General features: G+C 72.8%; 20 protein-coding genes. 8 read left to right on the plus strand and 12 right to left on the minus strand.

Going from position 1 to position 22,573, the window contains the following annotated elements:
- The first annotated feature begins 37 nt into the window (after nt 1–37).
- The 5 genes from ACGF1Z_RS29400 (at nt 38) to ACGF1Z_RS29420 (ending at nt 5,745) form a co-directional block, all read left to right on the plus strand.
- Nucleotides 38–1,780: a dolichyl-phosphate-mannose--protein mannosyltransferase gene (locus ACGF1Z_RS29400; RefSeq protein ID WP_393009044.1), complete on the plus strand. Its 1,743-nt coding sequence runs from the start codon at nt 38–40 to the stop codon at nt 1,778–1,780.
- Nucleotides 1,781–2,021: 241 nt separating this feature from the next.
- Nucleotides 2,022–3,656 (plus strand): penicillin-binding transpeptidase domain-containing protein, encoded by a 1,635-nt coding sequence (locus tag ACGF1Z_RS29405; RefSeq protein WP_393009045.1) that lies wholly within the window; start codon nt 2,022–2,024, stop codon nt 3,654–3,656.
- A gap of 107 nt (nt 3,657–3,763) precedes the next feature.
- Nucleotides 3,764–4,252, plus strand: a complete 489-nt coding sequence (locus ACGF1Z_RS29410; protein WP_393009046.1) for a YbaK/EbsC family protein — start codon at nt 3,764–3,766, stop codon at nt 4,250–4,252.
- Nucleotides 4,249–5,100 carry an EamA family transporter gene (locus ACGF1Z_RS29415; protein WP_393009047.1) on the plus strand — a complete coding sequence of 284 codons (852 nt, stop codon included), beginning with the start codon at nt 4,249–4,251 and terminating at the stop codon, nt 5,098–5,100. The genes ACGF1Z_RS29410 and ACGF1Z_RS29415 overlap by 4 nt, the downstream gene beginning before the upstream one ends.
- Before the next feature lie 132 nt (nt 5,101–5,232).
- The gene (locus ACGF1Z_RS29420) at nt 5,233–5,745 is read left to right on the plus strand and encodes an RICIN domain-containing protein (RefSeq protein ID WP_393009048.1); all 513 of its coding nucleotides are present in this window, start codon (nt 5,233–5,235) and stop codon (nt 5,743–5,745) included.
- Between the two features lie 81 nt (nt 5,746–5,826).
- Here ACGF1Z_RS29420 and ACGF1Z_RS29425 read toward each other — a convergent pair whose 3' ends face one another.
- From ACGF1Z_RS29425 to ACGF1Z_RS29440, 4 genes are all read right to left on the minus strand, one after another.
- A complete protein-coding gene (locus ACGF1Z_RS29425) occupies nt 5,827–6,990 on the minus strand; it encodes a serine hydrolase domain-containing protein (protein ID WP_393009181.1) in 1,164 nt (387 codons plus the stop codon).
- A 102-nt stretch (nt 6,991–7,092) separates the two neighbouring features.
- On the minus strand, nt 7,093–7,848 hold the full coding sequence (locus ACGF1Z_RS29430) for an energy-coupling factor ABC transporter ATP-binding protein (protein ID WP_393009049.1): 756 nt from the start codon (nt 7,846–7,848) through the stop codon (nt 7,093–7,095).
- Nucleotides 7,836–8,597, minus strand: a complete 762-nt coding sequence (gene cbiQ, locus ACGF1Z_RS29435; RefSeq protein ID WP_393009050.1) for a cobalt ECF transporter T component CbiQ — start codon at nt 8,595–8,597, stop codon at nt 7,836–7,838. Before cbiQ ends, ACGF1Z_RS29430 begins: the two co-directional genes overlap by 13 nt.
- Entirely contained in the window at nt 8,597–9,628 is a 1,032-nt protein-coding gene (locus tag ACGF1Z_RS29440; RefSeq protein ID WP_393009051.1) for an energy-coupling factor ABC transporter permease, read from the minus strand. Before ACGF1Z_RS29440 ends, cbiQ begins: the two co-directional genes overlap by 1 nt.
- Before the next feature lie 149 nt (nt 9,629–9,777).
- On the opposite strand from ACGF1Z_RS29440, the gene ACGF1Z_RS29445 reads away from it, so the two are divergent.
- On the plus strand, nt 9,778–10,140 hold the full coding sequence (locus ACGF1Z_RS29445) for an SsgA family sporulation/cell division regulator (RefSeq protein ID WP_393009052.1): 363 nt from the start codon (nt 9,778–9,780) through the stop codon (nt 10,138–10,140).
- Nucleotides 10,141–10,236: 96 nt separating this feature from the next.
- Here ACGF1Z_RS29445 and ACGF1Z_RS29450 read toward each other — a convergent pair whose 3' ends face one another.
- Together ACGF1Z_RS29450 and ACGF1Z_RS29455 are read right to left on the minus strand one after the other, a co-directional pair.
- The gene (locus ACGF1Z_RS29450; RefSeq protein ID WP_393009053.1) at nt 10,237–12,444 is read right to left on the minus strand and encodes an MMPL family transporter; all 2,208 of its coding nucleotides are present in this window, start codon (nt 12,442–12,444) and stop codon (nt 10,237–10,239) included.
- Nucleotides 12,445–12,551: 107 nt separating this feature from the next.
- On the minus strand, nt 12,552–13,124 hold the full coding sequence (locus ACGF1Z_RS29455) for a TetR/AcrR family transcriptional regulator (RefSeq protein WP_393009054.1): 573 nt from the start codon (nt 13,122–13,124) through the stop codon (nt 12,552–12,554).
- Nucleotides 13,125–13,308: 184 nt separating this feature from the next.
- Here ACGF1Z_RS29455 and ACGF1Z_RS29460 point away from each other — a divergent pair, with 184 nt between their 5' ends.
- Nucleotides 13,309–16,665, plus strand: a complete 3,357-nt coding sequence (locus ACGF1Z_RS29460; protein ID WP_393009055.1) for a S41 family peptidase — start codon at nt 13,309–13,311, stop codon at nt 16,663–16,665.
- Here the strand turns inward: ACGF1Z_RS29460 and ACGF1Z_RS29465 are convergent.
- From ACGF1Z_RS29465 to ACGF1Z_RS29485, 5 genes are all read right to left on the minus strand, one after another.
- A complete protein-coding gene (locus ACGF1Z_RS29465; protein ID WP_393009056.1) occupies nt 16,608–17,162 on the minus strand; it encodes a GNAT family N-acetyltransferase in 555 nt (184 codons plus the stop codon). The genes ACGF1Z_RS29460 and ACGF1Z_RS29465 overlap by 58 nt on opposite strands.
- Nucleotides 17,163–17,285: 123 nt before the next feature.
- Entirely contained in the window at nt 17,286–17,468 is a 183-nt protein-coding gene (locus ACGF1Z_RS29470; RefSeq protein WP_393009057.1) for a hypothetical protein, read from the minus strand.
- Nucleotides 17,469–17,577: 109 nt separating this feature from the next.
- Nucleotides 17,578–18,468 (minus strand): SDR family oxidoreductase, encoded by an 891-nt coding sequence (locus tag ACGF1Z_RS29475; protein WP_393009058.1) that lies wholly within the window; start codon nt 18,466–18,468, stop codon nt 17,578–17,580.
- Complete coding sequence (locus ACGF1Z_RS29480; RefSeq protein ID WP_393009059.1) at nt 18,465–19,364, minus strand: alpha/beta fold hydrolase; 900 nt, start codon at nt 19,362–19,364, stop codon at nt 18,465–18,467. Before ACGF1Z_RS29480 ends, ACGF1Z_RS29475 begins: the two co-directional genes overlap by 4 nt.
- Nucleotides 19,361–20,884, minus strand: coding sequence for a flavin-containing monooxygenase (locus tag ACGF1Z_RS29485; protein ID WP_393009060.1), 1,524 nt, complete (start codon nt 20,882–20,884; stop codon nt 19,361–19,363). The genes ACGF1Z_RS29480 and ACGF1Z_RS29485 overlap by 4 nt, the downstream gene beginning before the upstream one ends.
- A 243-nt stretch (nt 20,885–21,127) precedes the next feature.
- Between ACGF1Z_RS29485 and ACGF1Z_RS29490 the strand changes: the two genes are divergently transcribed.
- Entirely contained in the window at nt 21,128–21,742 is a 615-nt protein-coding gene (locus ACGF1Z_RS29490) for a MerR family transcriptional regulator (protein ID WP_393009182.1), read from the plus strand.
- 19 nt (nt 21,743–21,761) lie between these two features.
- On the opposite strand, the gene ACGF1Z_RS29495 is transcribed toward ACGF1Z_RS29490, so the two are convergent.
- Nucleotides 21,762–22,565, minus strand: coding sequence for an exodeoxyribonuclease III (locus ACGF1Z_RS29495; RefSeq protein WP_393009061.1), 804 nt, complete (start codon nt 22,563–22,565; stop codon nt 21,762–21,764).
- Nucleotides 22,566–22,573: the final 8 nt, after the last annotated feature.

Here is a 22,573-nt window from a genome sequence, read left to right on the forward strand (position 1 = left end):
AGGCGACGCGCACAGGCGCGTTCCCTACGATGGCGCGGTGACCAGTACCGCACCCGAGGCCCTGGAGGGTCAGCACCCCGTGGCAGAGCCCTCTTCGTGGCAGCAGCGGCTGCGGCAATTCGGCTACCGCCCGGCCGCCACGAGCTCCCCGCCCCCCGGACTGCGGGAGCGGCTCGTCCCCCCGTACACCCGCCCCTCGCCACGCCTGTGGTCGCTTTTCGGGGTCTCCCCGGCCGCGGCCCACCGGCTGTGGCGGCTCGCCGCGTGGGGCGGGCCGCTGCTCGTGGCCCTGGTCGCCGGCCTGCTGCGGTTCTGGAACCTGGGCAGGCCGCATGCGGTGATATTCGACGAGACGTACTACGCCAAGGACTCGTGGGCCCTGATCAACCAGGGCTACGAGGGGGCGTGGCCGAAGGACATCGACAAGACGATCCTCACCGACCCGGGCTCGGTGCTGGTCCCGACGGACCCGGGCTACGTGGTCCACCCGCCGGTCGGCAAGTGGGTCATCGGCCTCGGCGAGAAGATCTTCGGCTTCGAGCCCTTCGGCTGGCGCTTCATGGTGGCGCTGCTCGGCACCCTGTCGGTGCTGATGCTGTGCCGGATCGGCCGCCGGCTGTTCCGCTCGACCTTCCTGGGCTGCCTGGCCGGGCTGCTGCTCGCGGTGGACGGCCTGCACTTCGTGATGAGCCGGACGGCGCTGCTCGACCAGGTGCTGATGTTCTTCGTGCTCGCCGCGTTCGGCTGCCTGGTGGTGGACCGGGACCGGGCGCGGGCGCGTCTCGCGGCGGCGCTTCCGGTGGGCGAGGACAGGATCCTGCGCCCGGACGCGTCGGTCGCGGAGAAGCTGCGGCTCGGCCCGCGTCCGTGGCGGCTCGCGGCCGGAGTGATGCTGGGCCTGGCGGCCGGCACCAAGTGGAACGGGCTCTACATCATGGCCGCGTTCGGCCTGATGACCGTCCTGTGGGACCTGGGCGCCCGGCGCACGGCCGGCGCGTTCCGCCCGTACGCGGCGGTGGCCCGGCGCGACCTGGTCCCGGCCTTCGTCTCCACGGTCCCGCTCGCGATCGCGACCTACCTGGTCTCCTGGTCCGGCTGGATCTTCACCGACAAGGGCTACTTCCGCCACTGGGCCGCCGAGCAGGACAAGATCGGCGGCGGCGGGACCTGGGGCTGGCTGCCCGAGTGGCTGCGCAGCCTGTGGCACTACGAGAGCGAGGTCTACAAGTTCCACGTGGGCCTGAGCTCGCCGCACACCTACGAGTCCAACCCGTGGAGCTGGCTGGTCCTCGGCCGCCCGGTCTCCTACTTCTACGAGTCCCCCGCGCCCGGCACGGCCGGCTGCCCCGCCGACGCCAAGGAGAAGTGCGCCCAGGAGGTCCTGGCCCTCGGCACCCCGCTCCTGTGGTGGGCCGCCTGCTTCGCCATCCTCTACGTCCTGTGGCGCTGGGCCTTCCGCCGCGACTGGCGCGCCGGAGCGATCGCCTGCGGCATCCTGGCCGGCTGGGCGCCGTGGCTCCTCTATCAGGAACGCACCATTTTCCTTTTCTACGCCGTGGTGTTCGTCCCGTTCCTGTGTCTCGCGGTGGCCATGATGATCGGGGCGATGGTGGGACCCGCGGGCTCCTCGGAAAGGCGCCGTACTTTCGGGGCGGTGGGCGCGGGAGTGCTCGTTCTCCTCATCGTCTGGAATTTCATCTATTTCTGGCCCCTGTACACCGGGACGTCCATTCCCCTGGACCAGTGGCGGAACAGGATGTGGCTGGACACCTGGGTCTAGCGGGGCGAGGGCACCGGGAAGGGCGCGACCGGCGGTCGCGCCCTTCTGCGCGTCCCGGCGTCCGCGGCGGGCGCCCTCGGAAGGGCCCGGTGGCCGGCTCGGCGTCCGGAGGGAGGGCCGGGGTGACCGGCCGGGGACGGCAAACCGGCGGTCCGGTCGCTTTCCGGTAACGACCGTAGCTCCTGTCACTCCTGCGCCCTAGGCTGCCGAGAGGGCCACACCTGGGGAGGGAGGCGCAGTCATGCGCAGTGGAGCCAAGGTCGCGATCGTCGGCGGGGTGTTCGTCGTCGTGGCGAGCGGGGTCGGGTACGGGGGATACAACCTCTGGAACGGGGTCACGGGGGGTTCGGGCGCCACCGCGGCGTCCGGGTCCGGGGACCGGAAGACCGGGCCCGTCACCGACGAGGAGGTGACGGCGACCGCGAAGGACTTCCTCGCGGCCTGGGCCGGCGGAGAGGCGGAGACGGCCGCACAGTTGACGAACAATCCGGTCTCCGCCGGGTCCGCGCTGCTGGGTTTCCGGGCGGAGGCCGCGGTCTCCGCGGCCACCATCACGCCGGGACCGGCGAGCGGTGCGACGGTGCCGTTCACGGTGAAGGCGACCGTCACGGACGCCGGGGTCTCCAAGCCCTGGACGTACACCTCGCGGCTCACCGTGGTGCGCGGAGTCACCACCGGACGCCCGCTGGTCGACTGGAAGCCGGCCGTGCTGCATCCGAAGCTGACGCCGGGCTCCTCGCTCCGCACCGGCTACGCGAAGTCCGGCGACATCGAGGCCGTCGACCGCAAGGGGCGGGTGCTGACGGCGGAGAAGTACCCGTCGCTCGGGCCGGTGCTGGCCCAGCTGCGCGAGCGCTACGGCGCCAAGGCCGGCGGCAGGCCGGGCGTGGAGCTCGTCGTCGAGGCCGGTGCCCCGGGCGTGCCGGACACGACGCTGCTGACCCTCACCAAGGGGGAGGAGGGGAAGCTGGAGACGACGATCGACGCCGACGTGCAGGCGGCGGCCGAACGGGCCGTGAAGCAGTACGGCTCCGCCTCCGTCGTCGCGGTCCAGCCGTCGACCGGCGCGGTGCGGGCGGTCGCCAACAGCCCGGCGAACGGCTTCAACGCGGCCTTCGAGGGCAAGAAGATGCCCGGCTCCACGATGAAGATCGTCACGGCCGCGCTGCTCCTGGAGAAGGGCCTGGTCAAGGCGGACCAGGTCGCCGAGTGCCCGCCGACCGCCATGTACCAGGGCCGGACGATCGGGAACCTGAAGGGCTTCTCGCTGGACGGCGCCCCGTTCGCAAAGAGTTTCGCCCGCTCCTGCAACACCGCCTTCATCAAGAAGATCGACAACGTCGGCGACGACTCCGCGCTCGGCAAGGAGGCCAGGGAGGTCTTCGGCATCGGCCTCGAATGGAAGACCGGCATCCGGTCCGTCGACGGCTCCGTCCCCGAGGCGACGGGCGGCGGCGCCGCGGAGCAGTACATCGGCCAGGGCACCGTCCAGATGAATCCGCTCAACATGGCCTCGATCACCGCCACCGCCAAGGACGGGCGCTTCAGGCAGCCGTATCTGGTCGCCCGGAGCCTGGACGACCGCGAGTTCGCCACGGCCGAGCGGAAGCTGCCGGCCTCGGCGGCCCGGCAGCTGCGCGACATGATGCGGCTCACGGCGACGGCCGGCTACGGCACCGCGTCCGGCGTGATGTCCTCGGTCGGTGGCGACAAGGGCGCGAAGACCGGATCGGCGGAGGTCGGCGGACAGGCCACGTCGGACTCCTGGTTCACGGCGTTCTCGGACGACCTCGCGGCGGCCGCGTTCGTCGAGGGCGGCGGGCACGGCGTGGACGCGGCCGGCCCGCTGGTGGCGCGGGTGCTGAACGCGGACTAGCGGATCGGGCCGGACCGGGCCGGCGGACCGTGACGGGTCGCCCCGGCCGGTCCACGTCCCGGAAGCAGGTCGCGTGGCCCGTACACGGACCGCTAGCGTGCGGTGACATGACGACCTCGCACGCTGACGCCCACCCCCGGTTCGCCGCCGCCCTCAAGGAGCTGGACCTCGACGTCGAGGTCCGGCGCTTCCCCGACGAGACCCGGACCGCGCAGCAGGCGGCCGAGGCCGTCGGCTGCGCGGTGTCGCAGATCGTGAAGTCGCTGGTCTTCGCGGCGGACGGGGTGCCGGTGCTCGTCCTGATGGACGGCTCCTCGCGGGTGGACGTGGAGCGGGTACGGGAGGAGCTGGGCGCGGCGGAGGTCACCCGCGCCGACGCGCGGCTGGTCCGGGAGACGACGGGGTACGCGATCGGCGGCGTCCCGCCGTTCGGGCACCTCACCCGCACCCGGGTGCTCGCCGACCGCGGACTGCTCGACCACGAGGTGGTGTGGGCGGCGGCCGGCACCCCGCACAGCGTGTTCGCCCTCGCCCCGGGGACGCTGATCGCCCGCGCGGGCGGCGCGCTCGTGGACGTCCGGGAGCGTACGGCGTGACGCCGCTGGTCGTCGTGGCGGTGCTGACGGCCGCCGTGACCCATGCGAGCTGGAACGCGATCGCCGCGGGGATCGGGGACAAGCTGCTCTCCTTCACCCTCATATCCGGCGGCGGCGCGCTCCTCGGCCTCGTCGGCGTGTGCGTCACCCCGCTGCCGGCGGCGGGCGCGTGGCCCTGTCTGGTCGTGTCGGCCGTGCTGCACGTCGCCTACTACGGGCTGCTGATGAAGTCGTTCGACCTCGGGGACTTCGGCCAGATGTACCCGATCGCCCGGGGCACCGCGCCGCTGGTGGTCACCCTGCTGGCCGCCGTGTTCGTCGGCGAGGTCCCGGACGCCGGCCAGCTGGCCGGCGTGGCCGTCGCCTGCGCCGGTCTCACCGGCCTCGCCCTCTGGGGCATCCGCGGCAAGGGCACCCGCCCGCACTGGCCGGCTCTGCTGGCGGCGGGCGCGACGGGCCTGTCGATCGCCGCGTACACGGTCGTCGACGGCATGGGCGTCCGGGCCGCACAGACCCCGCTCGGCTACATCGCCTGGCTGATGCTCCTGGAGGGCCTGGTCATCCCGGCGTACGCGCTGGCCCGCCGCCGCTCCGGACTGGTCGCCGAGCTCCGCCCGTACGCGGCCCGCGGCCTGCTCGGCGCGGCGATGTCCGTCGCCGCCTACGCCCTCGTCCTGTGGGCCCAGACGAAGGCGCCATTGGCCCCGATCGCCGCGCTCCGCGAGTCCTCGATCATCGTCGGCGCCGCGATCGGCGCGCTGCTCTTCAAGGAGCGCTTCGGCGGGCCGCGGGTGGCGGCGGCGGGTCTGATGGTCGTGGGGATCGGGCTGATGCTGTACGCGAGTTGAGGGCGGCGCCCGGCAAAGCCGGGCACTCGACCGGAATCCCGACTCCGCATCCCAAACTCGACGACAAGAGCGATCTCACCCCCCTATGGTCCTGATCAAGATCGCGCACACACCTACGAGGGAGATCCGAGAATGATCAGGACGCGCACCCTGGGTTCCGCCCTGGCCGCCGTCGCGCTGACGGCCGGCACGCTGGTCGGCTCCGCCACCACCGCCTCCGCCGTCGACGCCCCGACGCCCGAGTTCCACGTGAAGAACGTCAACAGCAACAAGTGCCTCCTCGTCCAGGGCCCGGACGACGGCAACCCCGCCGTGCAGTACGACTGCGGCTACTGGGCCGACCAGAAGTGGGTCCTCGACGAGACCTACCTGGAGACGAAGGGCACCTACCGCCTGAGAAACGTCAACAGCGGCAAGTGCCTCCTCGTCCGCGGCCCGGAGAACGGCAATCCCGGCGAGCAGTACACGTGCGGCCCCTGGGCCGACCAGCTGTGGCAGAAGGTCCTCACCGACGACCCGGACGTCTACAAGCTGAAGAACCTCAACAGCGGCAAGTGCCTGGTCGTGCAGGGCCTCGACAACGGCAGCCGGGTCTTCCAGTACGACTGCGAGGACTACCGCGACCAGATGTGGCGCCTCGTCTGACGGAGCCCGCGGACCGGCGGCGACGGGGCCTGCTCCCGGACACGCACCCCGGACTCGCGCCCCGCGGCTCTCGACCGCGGCTCACAGGGCGGCCCGCACCGCCCGGATCAGTGCCTGGGCGCGCGGGTCGGCCGTGACCGTCTTGCGCATCCCGTTGGTGACGTAGCCGAAGGCGATGCCCGACTCGGGGTCGGCGAAGCCGAGCGAACCGCCGCGTCCGGGGTGCCCGAAGGAGCCGGGGCCGAGGAGCGGTGAGGCCGGTCCGTGCAGCATGTGGCCCAGGCCGAAGCGGGTGTTGACCACCAGGACCCGGTCCGGGCCCGCCGATTCCTCGGTGCGGGCCAGGGTCAGGGTCGCCGGGGCGAAGAGGCGGGGGCCGCCGTCGACCGCGCCGAGCGTGGCCGCGTAGAAGCGGGCCAGGGCCCGGGCGGTGGCGACGCCCGCCGAACCGGGCAGTTCGGCGGCCCGGTAGACCGGGTCGTTCTCGTCGGGCTGCGGCTCGATCACGGCGAACGCGCGGCGGGTCAGGGACTCCGGGTCCTGGTACGCCGCGGTCACCGCGGGCTTGGGGCGCAGTCGCAGCATCCCGCTGTCGGCCGGCTCCCGCTCCTCCACCGGGCCGAGGCGGCCGACCCGGTGGGCCTCCTCCCCGGGCAGGCCGATCCACAGGTCGAGGCCCAGCGGCCGGGCTATCTCCTCGGCGACCCAGCGGCCGATCGTGCGGCCGGTGACCCGCTGGACCAGGCCGGAGAGCAGCCAGCTGTAGGTGTGGGCGTGGTAGCCGTGTGCCGTGCCCGGCTCCCACACGGGGGTCTGGGCGGCGATCGCGGCCGTCGCCGTCGGCAGGTCCGCCGCCTCGGCGAGGGTGAGCGGGCGGTCGAGCACCGGGACGCCCGCCCGGTGGGCGAGCAGTTGGCGTACGGTCACCCGGTCCTTGCCCGCCGCCTTGAACTCCGGCCAGTACGTGCCGACCGGCGCGTCCAGGTCCAGCTGGCCGCGCTGGTGGAGCAGGAGCGGGACGGCGGCCGCCACTCCCTTGGTGGCCGAGCGGACGACCTGGGCGGTGTCCACGGCCCAGGGCTGCTCGCCCCGGACGTCCTTCGTGCCCGCCCACAGGTCCACGACCTTGGTGCCGTCCCGGTAGACCGCGACCGCGGCGCCGCGCTCGCCGCGCCCCTCGAAGTTGCGCAGGAACGCGTCCCTGACCGGCTCGAAACCCGCCGCCACCGTGCCCCGGACGTCCACCTGACCCACGCTTCCTCTCCTACGACCGATCCCCATGGTGCAACGGACGGGAGGGCCCGCGGATTCCGGGGTGCGTCAGGCCACGGAGCGCGGCGGGAAGCGTCAGGTCACGGAGCTCGGCACGAAGCCGTACGGGAGTTCCAGGCGGTGCCGGGCCATCAGCTCCTCGTCGGTCAGGATGTCGGCGGTGCGCCCGTCCGCGGCGATCACACCCTCGCTGAGGATCACCGCGCGCGGGCAGAGCTCCAGCGCGTACGGCAGGTCGTGGGTGACCATGAGGACGGTGACGTCCAGGGAGCGCAGGATGTCGGCGAGCTCGCGGCGCGAGGCCGGGTCGAGGTTGGAGGAGGGCTCGTCGAGGACGAGGATCTCGGGCTCCATCGCGAGGACGGTCGCCACGGCCACCCGGCGCCGCTGCCCGAAGGACAGGTGGTGCGGCGGGCGGTCGGCGAACTCCTCCATGCCGACCCGGGCGAGGGCCTTGCGGACCACGGCCTCCAGCTCGGCGCCCCGCAGGCCGGCCGCCGCCGGGCCGAAGGCCACGTCCTCGCGGACGGTCGGCATGAAGAGCTGGTCGTCGGGGTCCTGGAAGACGATGCCGACCCGGCGCCTGATCTCGGCCAGGTGCCGCTTCTCCACCGGCAGCCCGGCGACGGTGACGCCGCCGGCGCCGCCGGTGAGGATCCCGTTGAGGTGCAGGACGAGCGTGGTCTTGCCGGCGCCGTTCGGGCCGAGCAGGGCGACCCGTTCGCCGCGCCCGACGGTCAGGTTCACGCCGAAGAGGGCCTGGTGCCCGTCCGGGTACGCGTACGCGAGGCCGCGGACGTCCAGTGAGGGGTGCTCGGTCACAGGGTCCATCCCAGGAGGCAGACGATCAGGGCGGCGGCGGGCAGGGCGGCGGCGTGGCGCCACTGCGCCGGGGTGGCGGTCGCCTCGTCGATGACCGGCATCGCCCCGGTGTACCCGCGGCTGACCATGGCGAGGTGCACGCGTTCCCCCCGCTCGTACGAGCGGATGAAGAGCGCGCCGGCGGACTTGGCGAGGACGCCCCAGTGGCGGATGCCGCTCGCCTCGAAGCCCCGCGAGCGGCGTGCGATCGACATCCGCCGCATCTCGTCGGTGATGACGTCGCCGTAACGGATCATGAAGGAGGCGATCTGGACGAGCATCGGCGGCAGCTTCAGCCGCTGCAGGCCGAGGAGCAGGGCGCGCAGTTCGGTGGTGGCGGCGAGGAGGACGGAGGCGGCGACGCCGAGGGTGCCCTTGGCGAGGACGTTCCACGCGCCCCAGAGCCCGGGGACGGAGAGCGGGACGCCGAGGACCTGCGTCTGCTCGCCCGGCACCACGAAGGGCATGAGCAGCGCGAACGCCACGAACGGGATCTCGATGAGCAGCCGCCCGAGCACGAACCGGGCGGGCACCCGGGCCGCCGCCGCGACGCCGGCGAGCAGCAGCGCGTAGAGACCGAACGCCCACATCGCCTCGCGGGGCGTGGCGACCACCACGACGACGAAGGCGAAGACGGCGGCGAGCTTGGTGTGCGGGGGCAGCGCGTGGACCGGCGAGTGCCCGTGCCGGTAGAGCTTGTGCGCGTGCCCGGCGCCCATCAGGCCTCCAGCGCGGAGGCGACGCCCCTGCGGCGGCGGACCACCCAGAAGGCACCCGTGCCGACGGCGAGGGTCGCGCCGACGCCGATGACGCCGGCCAGACCGCCGGAGAGACGCGCGTCGGAGACGTCCTTGACGCCGTAGTCGGCGAGCGGGGAGCCGGCGGCCGCGTGCGGCTGGACCTTGCTGTCGATGCCCTTGTCGGCGGCGACCTTCTCCAGGCCGTCGGGGCTGGCGGAGGCGTAGAAGGAGACGAAGCCGGCGAGGACGAGGGCCGTGACGACACCGCCGATCCACAGCTTCCGCGGCGACCGGGCCGCGGCCGGCACGGCCGCGGGGGCGGCGTCGACCAGTGCGCCGTCCACGCGCAGCTTGAGCGGCGCGGTCAGGCCGCGCGCGCCGTACACGAGGTCGGGGCGGACGGCGATCACGGCGCCGACCGTGAGCATGGTGATGACGGCCTCGCCGATGCCGATGAGGACGTGGACGCCGACCATCGCCGTGAGGACCTTGGCGAGGGGCACGTCGGTGGTGCCGCCGATCGCGTAGATCGCGGTGAAGGCGGTGGCCGCGGCCGGCACGGACACGAGCGCGGCGACGAGGGAGGCGGCGGTCACCGAGCGGCGGGTGCGCGGCAGCAGGAGGACCAGGCCGCGGAAGAGCGCGTAGGCGACGACCACCGTGACGACGCCCATGACCGTGATGTTCACACCGAGCGCGGTGAGGCCGCCGTCGGCGAACAGGACACCCTGCATGAGCAGGACGACGGCGATGCACAGGACGCCGGTGTAGGGCCCGACGAGGATCGCCGCGAGCGCGCCGCCCAGCAGGTGTCCGCTGGTGCCGGCGGCGACGGGGAAGTTGAGCATCTGTACGGCGAAGATGAAGGCCGCGACGAGGCCGGCCAGCGGGGCCGTCCGCTCGTCGAGTTCCTTGCGTGCTCCGCGCAGGCTCACGGCGACGGCGCCGGCGGCGACGACACCGGCTGCGGCCGATACGGGGGCGTTGATGAATCCGTCGGGTACATGCACGTCCGAATGATAGAGCGCTCCTGCGAATGGTTTGCAAGAGCGCCCTGAGGTCAGAAGCAGATTGAGGGATCGCGCCTCGCCCGGGCGCGCGCCCGGAAATAGTGGGACATTAAGGACTAATGGTACGAACGAGTGTGAGGAGTCGCCCGATGCCCCGCGCCGCCGATGACCATGGAGTCGAGGACCACGCCAAGGGCCGGATCATCAGCGACGCCCCGCTCTCGCGACCCGTTCCGGTGGCCCTCCGCTTCGACCCCGCCTTCGAACCCGCGACCGTCCGCTTCGTCTTCCCCGGCGACATCGAATGGTCCTTCCCCCGCGCCCTGCTGGAGACCGGACTGCGCGCCCCCGCCCGGCGCGGGGACGTCGGCGTCTGGCCCTGCGGACGGGTGCAGACCGTGGTGGAGTTCCACACCGCCGACGGTGTCGCGGTGGTCCAGTTCGACACGACCCCCCTGCTCCGCTTCCTCCAACACACCTACGCCGCCCGCGCGCCGATGAAGGCACGCTGACGGCGTACGCGTCGCGTCGGCTCCCCGTCCCCACAGGTCCCGGCGCGGTCCGGGGCCGTCGCCCGCTCGTGCGGCGGCCCCGGAGATCTCGGAGGGTCAGACGGAGACCAGCTCCCGGTCCTCGTCACGGCCCCTGCCCCGGGAGTCGTGCGCGGCCAGGCCCTCGCCCTCGACGTCCACGTTGGGCAGCACCCGTCCCAGCCACTTCGGCAGCCACCAGGCCTTGTGCCCGAGGAGCGCGAGCACGGCCGGGACGATCGCCATGCGGACGACGAAGGCGTCGAAGAGGACGGCGACGGCGAGGCCGAAGCCGATCATCTTCACCATCTGCTCGCTGGAGCCGATGAAGCCCGAGAAGACCGCGATCATGATCACCGCGGCGGCGGTGACCACCCTGGCGCCGTGCCGGAAGCCCGTGACGATCGCCTCGCCGGGGCGCGCCCCGTGGACGTACGCCTCACGCATCCGCGTGACCAGGAAGACCTCGTAGTCCATCGCGAGGCCGAAGACGACGCCGACCATGAAGATCGGCATCATCGACATGATCGGGCCGGTCTGCTCGACGCCGAACAGGCTGCCCAGCCAGCCCCACTGGAAGACCGCGACGACCGCGCCGAGGGCGGCGACCACGGAGAGCAGGAAGCCGAGGGCCGCCTTCAGCGGGACCAGGACCGAGCGGAAGACCACCATGAGGAGCAGGAAGGCGAGTCCGACGACCAGCGCCAGGTAGGGCAGCAGCGCGTCGTTCATCTTCTGCGAGAAGTCGATGTTCATCGCGGTGGCGCCGGTGACCAGGACGTCGTCGCCGGTGGCGCCGCGGATGTCGTGCACCAGGTTCTCGGTGGCCACGGAGGACGGACGGTCCTTCGGGACCACCGTGATCATCGCGGTGTCGCCGGCCTTGTTGGGGGTCGGCGGGGTGACGGCGGCCCAGCCCTCCAGGCCCTTGATCGTGGAGACGGTCTTGTCGGCGGCGGTCTTGTCGCCGTCGACGACCACGAGCAGCGGGCCGTTGAAGCCGGGGCCGAAGCCGTCGGAGAGCAGGTCGTAGGCGCGGCGCTCGGTGGCCGAGGCGGGCTTCACGCCGTCGTCCGGCAGGCCCATCTCCAGGGAGGCGGCCGGCACGGCGATGGCGCCGAGGCCGAGCACGCCGACGAGGAGCACCATCAGCGGGCGGCGGATGACGAAGCGGGCCCAGCGGGTGCCGGCGTTCGGCTTCTCCTTCTTCGGGCCGGCGTCCTGCGCGGCGGCGTCCTGCGGGTCCGCGTCCTGCGCGGCGGCCTTGCGCTGCTTGCGGCCGACGACCCGGTCGCCGGCGAAGCCGAGCAGCGCGGGGATGAGGGTGAGCGCGATGAGGACCGCGATCACGACCGTGCCGGCCGCGGCGAAGCCCATCTTGGTGAGCATCGGGATGTTGACGACGGCCAGGCCCACCAGGGCGATGACCACGGTCAGACCGGCGAAGACCACGGCGGAGCCGGCGGTGCCGGCCGCGCGCCCGGCGGCCTCCTCCTTCTCGCGGCCCTCGGCGAGCTCCGCGCGGTAGCGGGAGACGATGAAGAGGGCGTAGTCGATGCCGACCGCGAGGCCGATCATCATCGCGAGGGTGGAGGTGGTGGAGCCGAGGTCGAGGACGCTCGCGAGCGCGGTGATGGTCGAGACGCCGATGCCGACGCCGATGATCGCGGTGAGCAGCGGCAGTCCGGCGGCGACGAGCGAACCGAAGGTGATGACGAGCACGACGCCCGCGATGATCACGCCGACGATCTCGCCGGCACCGGTCTCCGGCATGCTCTGGAGCGCGTCACCGCCGATCTCCACGGTGAGCCCCTGTCCTTGCGCCGCCTGGCCGGTCTCCTTGAGCGCGTCGCGGCTGGCGTCGGTGAGCTCCATCGCGTTGACCTTGTACGCGACGGACACGTAAGCGGTCGAGCCGTCCCGGGAGATCGCCTGCGCCTGGTACGGGTCGGTGACCTGGGCGATCTGCTCGGAGCCGGACTTGAGGGCGGCGACCGTCTTCTCGACCTTGGCCTTGTTGGCCGGGTCCTTCATGGTCTGGCCGGCCGGGGCCTTGAAGACCACCCGGGCGGTGGCGCCGTCGGCGCTGCCGCCGGGGAAGCGCTGTTCGAGCAGGTCGAAGGCGCGCTGTGCCTCGGTGCCGGGAATGGAGAAGGAGCTGGAGGTCGCGGCGGGCGCGGTGGCGGCCCCGACGCCGGCGAGCGCGAGGAGCGCCACCCAGATCAGGGCGACGAGCCGTCGGCGCCGGAAGGCGGAACGGCCGAGCTTGTACAGGAACGTGGCCACGGGGGCTTACTCCCATTGGTGAGTGGGACAGGGCATGGGGAGCCGGCCCGACGGCGTGAGCGGTGCGACGTCAGGAACTGCGGGGTACGGCAGGGTGGGTCGGGTGGTCAGACGCCGAGTGAGGGGAGCACGACGGCGTCGACGTAGGCACTGAGGAACTCCTGGTCCACCGGCCGATCGTCGATCAGCGGGCGGGCGATGAACGCTCCGATCAGCATGTGGGGCACGAGCGTGAGCGCCGGGTTGCCGGCGTCGATCTCGCCCCTCCGCACGGCTCGGTCCAGCACCTCGCGAAGGCCGGTCATCTCGGGTTCGATGAGCAGCTCGCGCAGCGCCTCGAGCAGTTCGGGGTTGTTGTGCACGGCATGGGCGAGGCCCCGCATCAGCGCGGAGTCCTTCTCCATCTGGCAGTCGTCGGTCCGTTCCAGCACGGCCTGGAAGTCGCCGCGCAGGCTGCCGGTGTCGACCTCGCCGATCGAGACCGGCTTGTTGTGACGCAGGGCCTTGGCGACGAGTTCGGGCTTGCTCCCCCACTGGCGGTAGAGGGTGGCCTTGCTCGACCGGGTGCGGGCGGCGACGGCGTCCATGGTGAGGGCGTCGTAGCCGACCTCGCGCAGCAGGTCGAGCACGGCTTCGTACAGCTCGGCCTCCCGTTCCGGGGTGAGCCTGCTGCGAGCCATGTCCGGCCTCCTGTTCCGACGATCGACACGAACGAAACGGTTTCGTACACCACGACGATACCCGCGACCCAAGCGAAACGAAACCGTTTCGTACGTGTCCTGGGACACAGCCCCTCCGGAACCTCCACAGGATGGGACTGGCGTACGAGTTGCCGCACCCCCTCCGCGCGGAAAGCATGAGGAGGTGAGTGACGTCGCGTATCTCCGCTTCCCGCACCTCCACGGCGAACTGCTCTGCTTCGCGGCCGAGGACGACCTCTGGGTCTCCCCCCTCGTCCCCGAGGGCCACCGCCCCGGCCGGGCCTGGCGGATCACCGCCGACCGGACCCGGGTCGGCCACCCGCGCTTCTCCCCCGACGGACGCCAGATCGCCTACACGAGCTGGCGCAGCCTCGACCCGGAGATCCATCTCGCGCCGGTGGACGGCGGCCCCTCCCGGCGGCTCACCTACTGGGGCTCCACCGACACCCGGGTCTGCGGCTGGTCGCCGCCCGGCGAGGACGGCGGGTCCGACATCCTCGCCGTCTCCTCGCACGGCCAGCCCTTCTCGTACTTCTCCTGGGCGTACACCGTGCCCACCGACGGCTCCCCCGGCGGCCGGATGCCCTGGGGCCCGGTCTCCCACATCGCCGTCGCCGACCTCGACGAGGACACCTCCCCGGCCGAGAGCTCCGCGGGACACCGCCGCACCCTGCTGCTCACCGGCACACCCCCGCACGAGCCGGCCTCCTGGAAGCGCTACCGGGGCGGGGCCATGGGCCGGCTGTGGCTGCACGGCGAACAGCTGCTCCCGGACCTCGACGGGCACCTCGACGCCCCGATGTTCGTCGCCGCGCCCGCCGAGGAGGGCGGCGGCACCCGGATCGCCTTCCTCTCCGACCACGAGGGCATCGGCAACCTCTACTCCTGCCGGCCCGACGGCTCCGACCTGCGCCGCCACACCGACCACGACGACTTCTACGCCCGCAACGCCTCCAGCGACGGGCAGCGGGTGGTCTACCAGTGCGCGGGCGAACTGTGGATCGTCGACCGGCTGACCGCCGACGCCCGGCCGCGCCGCCTCGACGTCCGGCTCGGCGGCCCCCGCACCGGCCGGCGCCCGTACCACGTGCCCGCCGCCCACCACGTGGACGCCCTGTCCGTCGACGAGACCGGCCGGGCCAGCGCCGTCTCGGTGCGTGGCAGCCTCTACTGGCTCACCCACCGCGACGGCCCCGCCCGGACCATCGCCGACACCCCCGGCGTACGGGTCCGGCTGCCCGAGATGCTGGGCAGCAGCGGCCAGGTCGCCTACGTCACCGACGCCGAGGGCGATGACGCCATCGAGGTCGCCTCGCTCCCGCGGGCCAGCGGCGACCGCCCTCCGCGCCGGCTCGCCTCCGGGGAACTCGGCCGGGTCGAGGAGATGGTCTCCGACCCCGACGGCGAACGGCTCGCCATCGCCTCCAGCGACGGACGGCTGCTCCTCCTGACCGTCGACGCACCCGAGGACTCCACGACCGAGCCCGGCGGCGACGAGGTCACCGAGCTGATCAGTTCGGTGAACGGCCCCGTCCGCGACCTCGCCTTCTCCCCCGACGGGGCCTGGCTGACCTGGTCCCATCCGGGCATCGGGCGTTCCCTGCGCTCCATCAAGATGGCCCGCATCGCCGGCCCCGGCGCCGGGGTGGTCGTCGACGTCACCAACGGGCGCTTCGAGGACGAGAACCCGGTCTTCACCCGCGACGGGCGCTATCTCGCCTTCCTCTCCTGGCGGGGCTTCGACCCCGTCTACGACGTGCACACCGGCGACCTGTCCTTCCCGCTGGGCTGCCGCCCCTACCTCGTTCCGCTCTCCTCCGCGACCCCCTCCCCCTTCGCGCTCCTCCCCGACGGCCGGCCCGCGGCCGGCGGCATGGACCCGGCCGAGGAGATCGGGGCCGGGGGCGACGGCACGGTGACCGTGGAGATCGAGGGACTCGCCGACCGGGTCACCCCGTTCCCCGTGACCGCCTCGAAGTACTCCGCCCTCCAGCCCGTCTCCGGCGGCGGCCTGGTCTGGCTGCGCTGGCCCATCTCCGGCGCCCTGGGCGAGACCTTCGCCAATCCGTCCGATCCCTCCCCCCGCCCCACGCTGGAGCACTTCAACATCACCAAGGCCCGCAAGACCGAACTCGTGGACCATCTCGACTGGTTCGCCGTGAGCGGCGACGGCACCCGGCTCGTCGTGGTCGACGAGGGCGAGCTGCGGGCCGCCCCCGCCACCGAGTCCGGCGACAGCGACTCCACCGTCTATCTGGACCTGCGGCGGATCGTGCACGAGGTCGACCCGGCCGCCGAGTGGCGGCAGGCCTTCGACGAGGCCGGCCGGATCGTCCGCGCCTACTTCTGGGAACCCGGCATGGGCGGCGTCGACTGGACCGCCGTGCTCGACCAGTACCGCCCGCTCGTCGAACGGGTCGCCTCCCCGGACGAGTTCGCCGACCTGCTGCGCGAGGTCATGGGCGAGCTCGGCACCTCCCACGCCTATGTCACCCCCGCCCGGCGCAACGAGGGCCCGTCCCACTACCAGCGCGCCCAGGGCCTGCTCGGCGCCAACCTCGTCCCCCGCGAAGACGGCTGGGTGGTCAAGCGGATCCTGCCCGGCGACTCCTCCGACTCCAAGGCCCGCTCGCCCCTCGCCGGCAACGGCATCCGGGAGGGCGCGGTCCTCACCCACGTCGACGGCCGGCCCGTCGACCCGGTCGCCGGCCCCTATCCCCTCCTCTCCGGCACCGGGGGCACCACCGTCGAACTCACCTTCACCCCCGCCGGGGGAGAGGGCCGGGCCCGCCGGATCGCCGTCGTCCCCCTCGTCGACGAACGCCCGCTGCGCTACCAGGACTGGGTGACCAAGCGGCGCGCCGTGGTCCACGAGGTCAGCGGCGGGCGCTGCGGCTACCTCCACATCCCCGACATGGGCGGCTCCGGCTGGGCCCAGTTCAACCGCGACCTGCGGATGGAGGTCTCCCGGCCGGCCCTCATCGTGGACGTCCGCGGCAACGCCGGCGGCCACATCAGCGAACTGGTCATAGAGAAACTGACCCGCAAGATCCTGGGCTGGGACCTCACCCGCAACGCCCAGCCCGTCTCCTACGCCACCAACGCGCCCCGCGGGCCGATCGTGGCACTCGCCGACGAGGCGACCTCCTCCGACGGCGACATGATCACCGCCGCCTTCAAGCTGCTCCGGCTCGGCCCCGTCGTCGGCCAGCGCACCTGGGGAGGAGTCGTCGGCATGACCGGACGCCACCGGCTCGGCGACGGCACCCAGATCACCGTCCCGATGAACGCGGCCTGGTTCCCCGAGTACGGCTGGTCCATCGAGAACCACGGGGTGGCGCCGGACCTCGCGATCCTGCGCACCCCGCTCGACTGGGCCGAGGGCCGCCACGCACAGCTCGACGACGCCGTACACGTGGCCCTCGCGCTCCTGGACGAGAACCCGCCCGCGAGCCCGCCCGGCTACGAGGCGGTGCCGGACCGCTCCCGGCCCAAACTGCCGCCGAGGTCCAGCTCGTAGGCGATCCCGGGCACCCCGCCCAGCGTCACGCTCCCGACCGCACCGAAGCCGACCCGGGCGAGCACCGCCCGGGACGGCCCGTTGTCGAGGGTCGTGGCGGCGGTCAGCCGGCTCAGCCCGTACTCCTCCCGGGCCCTGACGCACAACTCCCGTATCGCCGTGGTCGCCACGCCGCGTCCGGCGGCCTTCTCGGCCACGCGGTAGCCGAGTTCGGCGCTGCCGTCGGCCACGTCGACCAGATTGAACCGGCCGACGATCTCCCCGTCGCCCGGCGCCACCAGCACGTGGAAGAGGATCGAGCCGGTCTCCTGCTCGTCCAGCAGCTCCTGGTGCCGGGCCGGGAACTCCTCGAAATACGCGTCCCCGCGGTCGGGCACGGACGCGGCGAAGTAGGCCCGGTTCTCCCGCTCGAAGGCGAGCAGGGCGGGCGCGTGGTCGGATCGCAGTCGTTCGAGGACGAGCGCGGCGGTCATGTCGCTTGCGTCGGTTACGGACATGGGGATCACGGTACGTAACTTCGCGATTCCGTGCGGGGGGTTATCCACAGCCGCCGGTTGTCCACAGGAACATGCGCGAAGGCGCACCCGGCGTCCCGGGTGCGCCTTCCTCACAGGACGGCGTCAGGCGTCGTAGTCCGCGTCGAGGCGGTCCTGCGACTCGTCCGTGCGCTCCCGCGGCTGCTGCGAACGGCCCTTGGCCTGCGAGGCGCGCTCGGACGCCTCCTGCTTCGCGTTGCCCATCGGCCGCTTCGCGCGCTCGGAGAGCTCCTGCGCCTTGTCCTGGAACTGGTCCTTGATGCCCATGAAAGTCACTCCTAGACGGGTGAGAGGGGAACGGGGCGTTGGTCGCCCCTGGGCCTCGACCAGATTGACACGCCAGGACACTCCGCGCATTTCGACCGAATACGGACTGTTACGACGGCCGGGCCGAGTCCGTGCGGGCGTGCTCGTCCGCCGCACCGCCCGCACCCACAAGCCCCTTCGGGACGGACGCCAGCCGCGGTTCGAAGCGCTGCATCTCGCGCCGGCCGACGGTCGCGATGATCCCCGGCAGGTAGCCGCGGCTCGACTGCATTCCGCGCAGCCACCACTGGGCGTACACATGGGCCGAGCGGCGCTCGATGCCGGCGACGATCCGGTCGACGGCCGGGCCGAGCGGGTAGGTGCGGTTCGACGGCCACGGCAGCCGGGAGCGCAGCTCGCGCATCACGTCGTCCTGGTCGGCGCCCCGCACCATGTCGGTGTCGGTCCAGGACAGGTAGCCGACGCCGACCCTGACGCCCTTGTAGGCGACCTCGGCCCGCAGGCTGTGCGCGAAGGCCTCCACACCGGACTTGGAGGCGCAGTACGCGGTCATCATCGGCGCCGGGGTCATCGCGGCCAGCGAGGCGATCTGCAGGAAGTAGCCGCGGGACTCCATGAGGACGGGCAGGAACGCCCGGGCGGTCACCGCGCCGCCGATCAGGTTGACCTCGATGACCCGCCGCCAGGCGACCGGATCGGAGTCGACGAACGGACCGCCTGCCGCCACACCGGCGTTGGCGACCACGGTGTCGACCTTGCCGAACCGCTCCTTCACCTCGGCCGCGACCTTCGCCATGGCCTCGTGGTCGGTGACGTCCGCGTGCCACCAGTCGGCCTCGGTGTGGAGCCGGCCCGCGACCTCCTTGAGGAGTTCGGGCTCCAGGCCGACGAGCGCGATCCTCGCGCCGCGGGCGGAGAGTTTGCGCGCGAGGAGTTCACCGACGCCGCGGGCCCCTCCGGTGACGACCGCCACCTGTCCTTCCAGGCTCACCCTGCTCATGCCTCTGCCTCCTCCTTCACGGCCTGCTCCGTCACACCCAGGTACGTGAGCGTCAGTTCGCGGATCTGTGCGGTGACGGCCTCGGGGGCCTCCACCGGCGTCATGTGGCCCATGCCGGCCAGTTCGACCAGGCCCGTGCAGTGCGGCAGGGCGGCCGCCATGGCGCGGGCGTGGACCGGCGGGGTGAGCCGGTCGGCGGTGCCCACGAGCACCGCGACGGGCAGCCGCAGCTCCCGCAGCTCCGCCTCCAGGTCGAGGCCCGCGAGGACCTGCGACCAGCCGTACCGCGCGCCGCGCGGGCAGGCGTGGACGATCCGCGCGCAGGCGTCGACCCGGTCGGCCGCGGACCCCGGTCCCATCGTCGCGTACCTGAGGATCTTCTTCGAGACGGGACTGACCGGCCCGAGCGGCGCCTTCGAGCCGAGGACGGAGCGGGTCAGCCGGGTCCGCAGCCCGCCCGGCCCCAGCGGGACGACGAGGGCCTCGGCGGTGAGCCGCGCGGGCCCGGTCGAGCAGAGCAGCGCGGCGGCGGCGTGCTGCCGCAGGGCCGGACGCCGGGCCGCGGCCATGAGGGTCATGCCGCCCATGGAGTGCCCGGCCAGGACGGCCCGCTCGCCGGGGCCGAGGGTGGCCGCGAGCACGGCCTCCAGATCGTCGGCGAGGGCCTCGGTGGAGTAGCCCTTGCCGTCGGCGGCCGGGACGGGGGAGCCGCCGTGGCCGCGCTGGTCGTAGGCGATGACCTTGTGGTCGGCCGCGAGGTCCCGTATCTGCGCGTCCCAGAAGCGGGTGGAGCAGGTCCAGCCGTGGGCGAGGACGACGGCGGGGGCGTCGGCCCGGCCGTGCACCTCGACATGGAGACGGGAGCCGTCGGCGGAGGTCACGGTCTGCGGGTTCACTGCGCGGCCTCCTTCTTGCGGGTGGTGCGGCGGCCGGCCGGGGCCTTCGCGGGCGCCCGCAGCACCTCGTACTCGGAGAGGTCGACGGACCGCGTCTCGCGCCGGAACTCGCCGGTGGTGCCCGGCCACAGGGTGGTGTTGCGGCCGTTGGCGTCGAGGTACCAGCTCTCGCAGCCGCCCGCCTGCCACACGGTCCGCTCCATCCGGGCCTGCACCTGGCGGTTCCAGGCGCCCACGGCGGAGGGCCGGGCGGCGAGGGCGGCGCGGCCGCCGAGCACGTCGAGCTGGCGCAGGTAGTCGGCCATGTAGTTCAGCTGGGACTCGATCATGAGGATCATCGAGGAGTTCCCCAGGCCCGTGTTGGGGCCGATGATCGTCATCCAGTTGGGGAAGCCGGCGGCGGTGGCGCCGCGCAGCGCCTCCATGCCGCCCTTCCAGTGGTCGGCGAGCGAGCGGCCGTCGGCGCCGACGACTCGCGAGGCGATCGGCATGTCGGTGACGTGGAAGCCGGTGCCGAAGATGATCGCGTCGACCTCGGTCTCGGTCCCGTCGGCGGCGACGAGGACGTTCCCGCGGACCTCCTTCAGGCCGGAGGCGACCACGTCCACGTTGGGCTGGGCGAGTGCCGGGTAGTAGGCGTTCGACAGCAGGATGCGCTTGCAGCCGAGGCGGTACGAGGGGGTCAGCCTGGCCCGCAGCTCCGGGTCCTTGATCGAGCGGGCGATGTTCGCCTTGGCGAGCCGCTCGACCAGGCCGAGCTCGTTGGGCCGCTTGGTGAAGGCGCTGACCTGGAGCTCGCGGATGCCCCACAGGAGGCCCCGGCGGGCGGTCGCGGTGAACGGCAGCCGCCGGTGCAGCCAGCGCTCGGGGCCGCTGATGGCCCGGTCCACGCGCGGCATGACCCACGGGGGCGTGCGCTGGAAGAGGGTGAGCCTCCGGACCTTCGGCTGGACGGCCGGAACGATCTGGATGGCGGAGGCGCCGGTGCCGACCATGGCGACGCGCTTGCCGGTGAGGTCGTAGTCGTGGTCCCAGCGGGCGGAGTGGAAGACCTTGCCGGTGAAGTCGGCGAGCCCCGGGATGTCGGGGATCTTCGGGTCGGACAGCGGCCCGGTGGCGGAGACGACGACGTCGGCGGAGAAGGAGCCGCGGCTCGTCTCGATCTCCCAGCGCAGCTCGTCCTCGTCCCAGGCCATCTTCATGACCTCGTGCCCCAGGCGCAGGTGCGGGCGGATCCCGAAGGTGTCGGTGACGTGCTCCAGGTACGCGCGGATGTGGCGCTGCCCGGAGAAGGTGCGCGGCCAGTCGGGATTGGGCGCGAAGGAGAAGGAGTAGAGGTGGGAGGGGACGTCGCAGGCACAGCCGGGGTAGCTGTTGTCCCGCCAGGTGCCGCCGACGGCGTCGGCCCGCTCCAGGACGACGAAGTCGGTGATCCCCTCACGGCGCAGCCGGACGGCGGCCCCGAGTCCGCCGAATCCCGATCCGATCACCGCCACCCGTACGTGCTCGTGCTTCGCCATGCCGCCTCCCGTGCGCCCGGCCATGATTACGCCAGCGATCACTGGCACAGTCGGACTGTAGAGCAGCGGCATACCGAGCGGTAGGGGTTGGACCGGGGAAAGTTACCGGCGGTACAACATAGGCTGGCGGGCGTGGCAGAACGAACGGGAGAGCAGGCGGACACGGCGGCACCCACGGGGACCGCGGGCACCGGAGGGACGGCGCGGCCCGGGGGCCGGGACAGAGCCCCGCACGAGTACCGCATGGCCGACCTGGCCGCCGCCGCCGGCATCACCGTCCGCACCCTGCGCTTCTACCGGGAGCGCGGACTGATACCGCCGCCCCGCCGCGAGGGCCGGATCGCCTGGTACGACGAGCGGCACCTGGCCCGGCTGCGCACCATCGCCGCCCTGCTCGAACGCGGCCACACCCTCAACGGCATCGCCGACCTCACCACCGCCTTCGAGTCCGGCCGCGACGTCGGCGAGGTCCTCGAACTCGGCACCCCGACCGAGGAGGAGCCGGTCCGGCTGACCCCGGAGGAGCTCGCCGACACCTTCGCCGGCGAGGTCACCCCCGAGAACCTGGCCGCCGCCCTCGACCTCGGCTATCTCGCCACGGACGGCGAGGACATCGTCCACGTCAGCCGCCGCCTGCTCGACGTCTCGTCCGCCCTCGTCCGCGAGGGCGTCCCGCTGGCCGCCGTCCTGGAGGCGGGCGGCCGGGTCCGCGAGCACGCGGAGGCGCTCGCGGAGCTCTTCACGGAACTCCTGGGCACGTACACGGAGGAGAAGGACCTCCAGCGCCTGCGGCCGCTGGCGAAGAGCGTCGTGGAGGCCGAGCTGTCCCTGGCCCTGGACCGCCGGATGCGCCCCTGAGCCCCGGCCGGCGACGCGGCTAGAGCTGGTAGACGGCCGTCACCGGCGCGTGGTCGCTCCACCGCTCGGCGTGCGTGGCGGCCCGCTCGACGTAGGCCTTGACGGCCTTGCCCGCGAGTCCGGGGGTGGCGATCTGGTAGTCGATCCGCCAGCCGCTGTCGTTGTCGAAGGCGCGGCCGCGGTAGGACCACCAGGAGTAGGGGCCGTCCTGGTCGGGATGGAGGGCGCGGACGACGTCCACGTACCCGCCGTCGCCCTCCGCGAGGACCCGGGTCAGCCACTCCCGCTCCTCGGGGAGGAAGCCGGCGTTCTTCTGGTTGGCCTTCCAGTTCTTCAGGTCGGCCTCGCGGTGGGCGATGTTCCAGTCGCCGCAGACGACGACCTCGCGGCCGTCGGCGGCGGCGCGCTCCTTGAGCTCCTTCAGGTACGGCAGGAAGGCGTCCATGAAGCGGACCTTCTCGTCCTGCCGTTCGGTGCCGACCTCACCCGAGGGCAGGTAGAGGCTGGCGACGGTGACGCCGGGCAGGTCGGCCTCGACATACCGGCCGCTGCCGTCGAACTCCTCCGACCCGAAGCCGACGCGTACGGCGTCGGGCTCGCGCCGCGTGTAGAGCGAGACCCCGGCGCGCCCCTTGGCGGCGGCGGGCGCGTGGGCGGTGAACCAGCCCTCGGGGGCCCGCACCTCGGCGGGCAGCTGCGCCTCCTCGGCGCGCACCTCCTGGAGGCAGACCACATCGGCGGAGGTCCCGGCCAGCCACGCGACGAAGCCCTTCTTGGCGGCGGCTCGGAGACCATTGACATTCACGGACGTCACAGTGAGCATCCCGGGAG

Source organism: Streptomyces sp. NPDC048018 (genome assembly GCF_043202995.1).
Lineage (GTDB): Bacteria > Actinomycetota > Actinomycetes > Streptomycetales > Streptomycetaceae > Streptomyces.

Coding starts and splice junctions, on each gene's coding strand:
- ACGF1Z_RS29445 (WP_393009052.1), top strand. CDS start 9,778: ATGCCCCGCGCCGCCGATGACCATGGAGTCGAGGACCACGCCAAGGGC.
- ACGF1Z_RS29470 (WP_393009057.1), bottom strand. CDS start 17,468: ATGGGCATCAAGGACCAGTTCCAGGACAAGGCGCAGGAGCTCTCCGAG.
- ACGF1Z_RS29465 (WP_393009056.1), bottom strand. CDS start 17,162: ATGTCCGTAACCGACGCAAGCGACATGACCGCCGCGCTCGTCCTCGAA.
- ACGF1Z_RS29485 (WP_393009060.1), bottom strand. CDS start 20,884: ATGGCGAAGCACGAGCACGTACGGGTGGCGGTGATCGGATCGGGATTC.
- ACGF1Z_RS29405 (WP_393009045.1), top strand. CDS start 2,022: ATGCGCAGTGGAGCCAAGGTCGCGATCGTCGGCGGGGTGTTCGTCGTC.
- ACGF1Z_RS29420 (WP_393009048.1), top strand. CDS start 5,233: ATGATCAGGACGCGCACCCTGGGTTCCGCCCTGGCCGCCGTCGCGCTG.
- ACGF1Z_RS29430 (WP_393009049.1), bottom strand. CDS start 7,848: ATGGACCCTGTGACCGAGCACCCCTCACTGGACGTCCGCGGCCTCGCG.
- cbiQ (WP_393009050.1), bottom strand. CDS start 8,597: ATGGGCGCCGGGCACGCGCACAAGCTCTACCGGCACGGGCACTCGCCG.
- ACGF1Z_RS29475 (WP_393009058.1), bottom strand. CDS start 18,468: ATGAGCAGGGTGAGCCTGGAAGGACAGGTGGCGGTCGTCACCGGAGGG.
- ACGF1Z_RS29495 (WP_393009061.1), bottom strand. CDS start 22,565: ATGCTCACTGTGACGTCCGTGAATGTCAATGGTCTCCGAGCCGCCGCC.
- ACGF1Z_RS29490 (WP_393009182.1), top strand. CDS start 21,128: ATGGCCGACCTGGCCGCCGCCGCCGGCATCACCGTCCGCACCCTGCGC.
- ACGF1Z_RS29410 (WP_393009046.1), top strand. CDS start 3,764: ATGACGACCTCGCACGCTGACGCCCACCCCCGGTTCGCCGCCGCCCTC.
- ACGF1Z_RS29455 (WP_393009054.1), bottom strand. CDS start 13,124: ATGGCTCGCAGCAGGCTCACCCCGGAACGGGAGGCCGAGCTGTACGAA.